At 40.4% G+C, this 6,743-nt stretch carries 8 protein-coding genes; 7 read left to right on the forward strand and 1 reads right to left on the reverse strand.

Translation table 11 applies throughout. The features are described 5' to 3' along the window. Window positions 1–189 precede the first annotated feature (189 nt). The 5 genes from G8O23_RS11470 to G8O23_RS11490 all read left to right on the forward strand — a co-directional run bounded on the left by G8O23_RS11470 (window position 190) and on the right by G8O23_RS11490 (window position 5,734). Window positions 190–477 (forward strand): helix-turn-helix domain-containing protein, encoded by a 288-nt coding sequence (locus G8O23_RS11470; RefSeq protein WP_166364925.1) that lies wholly within the window; start codon window positions 190–192, stop codon window positions 475–477. Between the two features lie 243 nt (window positions 478–720). Next, on the forward strand, window positions 721–1,689 hold the full coding sequence (locus tag G8O23_RS11475) for a hypothetical protein (protein ID WP_166364927.1): 969 nt from the start codon (window positions 721–723) through the stop codon (window positions 1,687–1,689). A 124-nt stretch (window positions 1,690–1,813) separates the two neighbouring features. Beyond that, window positions 1,814–2,392, forward strand: coding sequence for a hypothetical protein (locus G8O23_RS11480; RefSeq protein WP_166364929.1), 579 nt, complete (start codon window positions 1,814–1,816; stop codon window positions 2,390–2,392). A 14-nt stretch (window positions 2,393–2,406) separates the two neighbouring features. Beyond that, window positions 2,407–4,761: a TonB-dependent receptor gene (locus G8O23_RS11485; RefSeq protein WP_166364931.1), complete on the forward strand. Its 2,355-nt coding sequence runs from the start codon at window positions 2,407–2,409 to the stop codon at window positions 4,759–4,761. Between the two features lie 13 nt (window positions 4,762–4,774). After that, window positions 4,775–5,734, forward strand: a complete 960-nt coding sequence (locus tag G8O23_RS11490) for a DUF4249 domain-containing protein (RefSeq protein WP_166364933.1) — start codon at window positions 4,775–4,777, stop codon at window positions 5,732–5,734. A 123-nt stretch (window positions 5,735–5,857) separates the two neighbouring features. Here G8O23_RS11490 and G8O23_RS11495 read toward each other — a convergent pair whose 3' ends face one another. Next, a complete protein-coding gene (locus G8O23_RS11495) occupies window positions 5,858–5,998 on the reverse strand; it encodes a hypothetical protein (protein ID WP_166364935.1) in 141 nt (46 codons plus the stop codon). 218 nt (window positions 5,999–6,216) lie between these two features. Between G8O23_RS11495 and G8O23_RS11500 the strand changes: the two genes are divergently transcribed. Further along, the gene (locus G8O23_RS11500) at window positions 6,217–6,381 is read left to right on the forward strand and encodes an HTH domain-containing protein (RefSeq protein WP_166364936.1); all 165 of its coding nucleotides are present in this window, start codon (window positions 6,217–6,219) and stop codon (window positions 6,379–6,381) included. Between the two features lie 137 nt (window positions 6,382–6,518). Further along, entirely contained in the window at window positions 6,519–6,650 is a 132-nt protein-coding gene (locus G8O23_RS17560; protein WP_262888066.1) for a hypothetical protein, read from the forward strand. The last annotated feature ends 93 nt before the right edge of the window (window positions 6,651–6,743 follow it).

Raw genomic sequence — 6,743 nt, forward strand, 5'->3', positions numbered from 1 at the left:
TCAAGAGCAAAAAATTAACATCCCCCAACGGTCAGCATACCAGCGAGATGCCGAAGTGGCTCGTGCTTTATTTTAAAAAACTTCAAAATAGCTTGTCACAAATTGGCACTTGGCGACACATATAGTAGAGGGGCATACTCTCTCTGCATAGTTTTTCGCTATTTCGTAACCAGTAACCAGCAAGCTGCAATGATATTAAAAGCAAAGGATCAGCTCGAAAGGCTTCACCAGCTTATTGAAAGTGGCAGCACAGGCTCACCCGCCGAGTTAGCCCAGCGTTTAGGTGTAACCGACCGCACGGTTCGCAACTACATCAGTCAGCTTGTCAAACTTGGGGCGCCTGTCGAATATTCCCGTTCCAGCCAAACATACTACTACAAGCACCCAGTTGCGCTTAGGTTTACCTTCGAGCCCTTGAATACAAGCGCTCAGGAGACAAGTGGGGGGGGGGTAACAGCCTTTCTGTTAGCAGGATAGGGGGAGGTAAGTGATAATCTCAATTCTAAATCCCTTTTTTTACATCTCAGACCACTAAGCGTAACGACATGACATTTAGCTAGATATTAATACTTATGTGTAATTTGTGTTGTAAAACATATGTTGTGGTGCTACACGGAAATGTCATTTCCGCGAAGGGGTATACCTTTGGTATGCCAAAATATCCTGAATGGGCCCAAAGGGTTTTTGATGTTTAATATTTTAACCTAAAAAGTAAATGAAATGAAAAGAATTAAATTATTTTCAACTATTTGTCTACTGATTTCTCTTTCGACTTCATGCTTAAAACAGGAGCCATTGAATCTTGAGCAAATTGCTTTAGAAGAGCAGTTTAATGTTGTTGAAAAAGAAGGGCGTCTTGTTTTTAAAAACAGGGAAAGTTTTGATAAAACAATTGATTTTATACTGCAGTCTCCAGCAAATCTTGAGACATTTAATTGTACTTTTATTAATTTCTGTTCAAACTATTCTGCTTTTGAAAGAATAAGTGATGAATTTTTTCAAAGGGAACTTAATGGAGAGAAAATAGATTTTGATAAAGTTAAGAATGTTGGTGTGCTTCTAAAACAGGGTGATGATTTATATTTTGAGCCTGTAGTGTTTGTTGATGTATTGTCTTCGATTTTTAATGAGGATGGTATTGTTCAAATTGCTGATTCAATATATAAGTTTACTAGAGAGTATACTATCCAAGGACATATTGACCAATTACAAGAAATACTAGATACCGATTCAGGCAGTAAAAATGGCAACTTAACTTTTCACCAGAACATTGTTGAGAATATTGAGGTAGAAGGCATTAAAAGTGATGAAAAGGAGTGTAGAGTAGATTATGACTCTAGATATCGAAGACTAAGAGGTGGCGCATGGACAGTTAGGTTGCATTTGTATAATTCGCTGTACATCTCATCTACTAACTTAAGGCGGCCATGCCGTGGAAGTTTATGTATATGGTATCAAAGAGCCACAGATTATATTGAAGTAAGTGCATCAGGCGTTTGGCATTACCCTGGTTCAGGATTTCCAGAATACTCATTTGATTTCTTTGAGAATGGTACCAATACTGCTAGAGTTTCGAAAAATCTAGATTTTACTGTAAATGCAAATCTATATCCTGAGATAAAAACTTTTGAAGGGCATCATATGTTAGAATGGGGCACAACTACCGTTCAGTGTAATACAAATATGTAGCTAAAGGAGTAACCTGGATAAGCTAGGTGCATGGCTTATTCAGGTTATTTTTAGAGAAAAATTTCTCACTATATAAAAATGCATCTATTTTTGTAATAATCATTAACTAAATTACTCTTCACAGATGAGAACTTTCTTTGTTTTACTCTTTCTATTGGTTACCTCTTTTCAAGTTTTTTCGCAGCAAGCCTCAACCGAAAGGCAAATTGGAGGATTTCAGGTAGGTATTATTGACAATAACCTAGGTGTAACCTATTATCATGAGCAAATGCTAACAAATGATATTGCCCTTAGGGGAGAGGCAATTGTAGGCTTTGGGTGGGGTAATAAGTCGGTTGTTTGCGGCCCAGCACTATCCATTCAACCTCGCTGGCATTACAATATCAACAAAAGGGAATCGTCGGGTATTGATGTGGCAAGGAACTCCGCAAATTTTTTAGGTTTAAATGTATCATACAACCTACCCTACAACTTATGGTATAACTCCGATTTATCGCAATGGGAAAGTAATACTTTTAAGGGGCAAGATAGGGTTAATGTCGCCGCGAATTGGGGAATTAGAAGAGCTATAGGTAGTAGGCTAAACTACGAAGTTGGAGTTGGTTTAGGTTATAGGTACTATATCGACAATGACTATCGGCTATCTAATCCTCCATTGTACTTAAGCCTAAACTTAAGGTTTGGTTTCGACATCTACAAGTAGTTTACACACTGCCAATGACCATTTTTTTGAGAATACCTATAGCTGTTACCGTACTATTTTTGGGGGCTACATTATCATTATGGTCTCAAGGGGTAACTCTGCACGGTTTCGTTAGGGAAAAGGGAACAGGCGAGAGCCTCCCAGGAGCTACAGTTGCACTTGCCAATAGATCAAGGGGTGCAATATCCAATGAGTATGGTTACTTTAGCCTTATGCTTAGCAAAGGTGAGGTGGATATTCAGGTTTCATTTGTTGGATATCAGCCTATTCTAAATTCTTTTAAAATGGTTTCCGATAGTTTGGTCACCTTTTACCTTGAACCTACTAGTATTGACGAGGTTCGAATTGTTTCGCAGCGGGTTGATATATCGGCTAACGATCCCAATATGACTACATTAACTATGAAGCAGGTTAAGAAAATACCTCCGCTTTTAGGTGAACATGATGTAATGAAAGCATTAGCGCTTACTGCAGGTGTAAATACTGGAACCGATGGTAGTTCAAGTATACATGTAAGGGGTGGAACACCCGATCAAAACCTAGTGCTTCTCGATGGAGCCACGGTATACAACAACAATCATTTATTTGGCTTATTCTCTGTTTTCAACACAGAAGCAATTCAAAGTGTTGAAATAATTAAGAATGGTTTTCCAGCGCGTTATGGTGGCAGGCTCTCTTCGGTGGTTAATGTTAGCATGAAGGAGGGCAACAGAGAGCGAATAAGGTCTAACCTGAGCGTTGGCCCGTTAACGTCTCAGTTTACCATTGATGGCCCCGTGGTAAAAGATAAATCCTCATTTATGTTTTCCTCGAGAGCGGCTTACTTAAGCGTTATCGGATTACCCGCTATGTATCTTTATGCGTATCCTAGTTCAGGTGTAAACAGCTATGTTAACTATATAATGTACGATTTGAATGCCAAGTTTAACCATTCATTCTCCGATAACAGTAAGCTATTTGTGAGCCTTTACGCTGGAGATGATTTGTTTTACCGCAAGGAGCGTTTTGTTGATGAGGAATCGAAAACCGATTTTGGGTGGGGCAACAAAACGGCAAGTGTAAGGTACATATCAAGTTACTCCCCTCGTGTTTTTAGTGAAAGTATGATGTCGGTGAACTCTTTTAAATTTGGACAGGGTTACAATACCAAAAACTTAAGCGACGAGGGAACTGCACCAAGCCCAAAATCATTGCTAATAGCATCAAGCGTTTTCGATGTAACACTAAGGCAAAGGCTTGAGTACACGCTCAGCTCTAAGCACAGGTTAACCGGAGGGGTAGAGTTACAGCGGCAGAGCCTTAGGCCAGACCAGTATAGCCTATCACAAAATGTATTACCATCAGGCTACCCTTCCGAAAGGAGTACGGAGTATCTTTTTTACACCTCAAGCATCTACCTCGAAGATTTTTTTACTAATCGGTATTTTACGCTACGAACGGGGGTAAGGGGTAGCATTTTTTTTGTTGGTAGCACTCGTTATCACTCAGTAGAACCTAGGGTTAACCTCGATATTTTATTAGGGAAATATTCTGCAATTAATTTTGCGTATTCAAAATCCAAGCAGCCATTGCACTTGCTATCGCGGCCTTCTCAAACATTACCTGTTGATGTTTGGGTTCCGGTTACCAGTTCAGTTGTGCCTCAGGAGGCAAACCAATACTCTGCAGGCTATACCCTTAGGGTTAAAGATTTGCCGTACAAGCTAAGCCTGAGCTCGTACTTTAAACCATCGAAAAAACTTATCGATTACCAGACTGGGCTCGACTATACAGCCAACCTTACGAGTACATGGGAAGAAATTATTGAGACTGATGGCATTGGTCGGGCATATGGGGTGGAGCTTATGATTGAGAAAACGGAGGGGCGATTAAATGGTTGGATAGCTTATACCTTAGCCCGAAATAAGCGAAAGTTTAGTGGAATTAACAATGGGGAGTGGTTTAATGCGCGCTACGATAGGTTACATGATCTAAATATTGTTGCATCGTATAGCATTACTGATAAGTGGAAGGTGTCGTCAACATTTATTCTCAATTCGGGCCTAGCTACAACCATACCTACTGCATATATTCTAGATGTGCATAGAGATGAAATACCTGTATTTACAAAAAGAAATAACTACCGTATGCCTTTATATCATAGGCTCGATATTGCATTTACCAAGGAGTATGTTTCAAAAAAGGGACGAAAATCATCTGTCTCGTTTGGGGCCTACAATGCTTATGGCCACAGTAATGCTCAGTATATGGAGCTCACTTCACATAGCCAATACGATGATAACAGGGAGTACCTTGGATTTCGAAATGCATATTCAACGGGAACCATCTTTGGCTTTATTCCCTTTTTTAGCTACAATGTTAACTTTTAATTTGATGATTAGCATGGCATTATGGTTATTCAACAAGCAACTTAGTTCCGTTTGGCACGGCCTGCTGGTGGTTATTGTATTTTTCGCTTCATCGTGTAACCGCGAGCTTGATATTAACCCACCCTTTGAGGGCGAGAAGTTGGTTGTAAATGCTTGTATTTCTAATTTTGATGGAGTTAATGTACAGGTAACCTTTTCGGCCAATCCGGTAGGAACCTTTTTAGTGGACAAGGTGAGATATGTTGATGATGCTACTGTTAGCCTTTTTGAGAATAACACCTTGGTGGCTGTACTTGACTACAAGTCTGAAGGTAACTATATAATACCAAATGGTTTTAGCCTAACACCCATTCCTGGAAACAATTATCGGATAGAGGTCGTATCGAATCAGTATGGTGAGGCAGTAAGCAATAACGTTGAATTTCCCGAGATTACTAACGTTACCTATTCAAAATTGATTGATGTTGGCCCCGAACCTGGAACAGGCAGCCAGAAATCTCAAGGGTTACTAAAATTTATTATAGATGTTAGTGCGGACAACAATCGGTTTGTTGAGCTTGTTATCAATAGTGCGCAGGAAGATGGGATGTATTTCCGGAATCCTGATAATGATATTACAGACAACTTTTCAAATCCGTGCGAAGTTGAATCGCGATACGGGAAGGTTATTTCAACCGGCTGCGGTGTTACAAGTCGTGATACCATCCAACTTATTTTTGATATTCAGTACCTAGCCTCAAATGCAAGTCCAGTAGAAATATTAGATTACGACGATTTGAAGTTAGTAGTAAATAGCGTAAGCCAAGAGTATTTTGATTACATTGGTAGTATGAATTATTTCATCGATACCGATGCCGATATGGGGTTAATTTTTGGAGTGCCAGAGCCCAAAATAATCAAATCAAACATCGAGGGAGGTTACGGAGTGTTTTATGCTTCAAATACTAAAACTATAGATTTGGTGGTTCAATAAATGGAACTTTAATGCATTTTAAAACCATTCTACCCCGTTGGGCGGTTGGCTGTGCCACCGCCCATCTATTCATGCAGGCTCCCGCCTGCTGCAAGCTTAACCTAGGTAATTTACCCATTTGGCCTAAGTGGTTCGGCTTTCACCAGATTCCACCCTGCTACCATACGATTGGCTATGCCGAGCTCTCTCGTCAAGTTTCCACCTATACGAGATCGACTCGTGCAGCAGCGTGGGGCTAACCTGATGTAAACTTACTGCATCCAACCTTTCTAAGTCTACCCCCCCCAACCCTTTCAAAAGCAAAAATTTAACATTCCCCAACGGTCAGCATACCAGCGAGATGCCGAAGTGACTCGAACTTTTCTCAAAAAAACTTCAAAATACCTTGTCACAAATTGGCACTTGGCGACACATATAGTAGAGGGGCATACTCTCTCTGCACAGATTTACCCTATTTGTTAACCAACAACCAACAAACCGCAATGATATTACAAGTGAAGGATCAGCTCGAAAGGCTCCACCAGCTTATTGAAAGTGGCAGTACAGGCTCGCCCGCCGAGTTAGCCCAGCGTTTAGGTGTAACCGACCGCACGGTTCGCAACTACATCAGTCAGCTTGGCAAGCCTAGCAGCTTAACGTTAAGTTAGATATTAAAACCTGTGCGTACTTTATGTTGGATAGAAAATGTCGCGGTGCTACACGGTAATATCATTTCCGAGGAGGGGCATACTTTGGTGAGGTAAATAATTATCTGAATATACAAAGAATAAACGAATGATAAGTAATGGCTTTAGACAGTACCATTTACATCTTACAAAAAGCGCTTAGTAGAGCAGGCATAAGCGTGCCTAGACTGACCTTTGAGGACGAGCTGGTGGGGCATCCTTACTTCCCAAGCATCAAAAGTATTGGCTAAATATTATTTTGAGGTGCTAAGAGAAATAGTTCCTTAGCCTAAAGTAAAAGAACTCCCGATCCCTAGTGCCCTGATTGATCATGATAAAGCGCT

This window comes from Perlabentimonas gracilis, from assembly GCF_011174675.1.
Classification (GTDB): Bacteria; Bacteroidota; Bacteroidia; order Bacteroidales; family Tenuifilaceae; genus Perlabentimonas; species Perlabentimonas gracilis.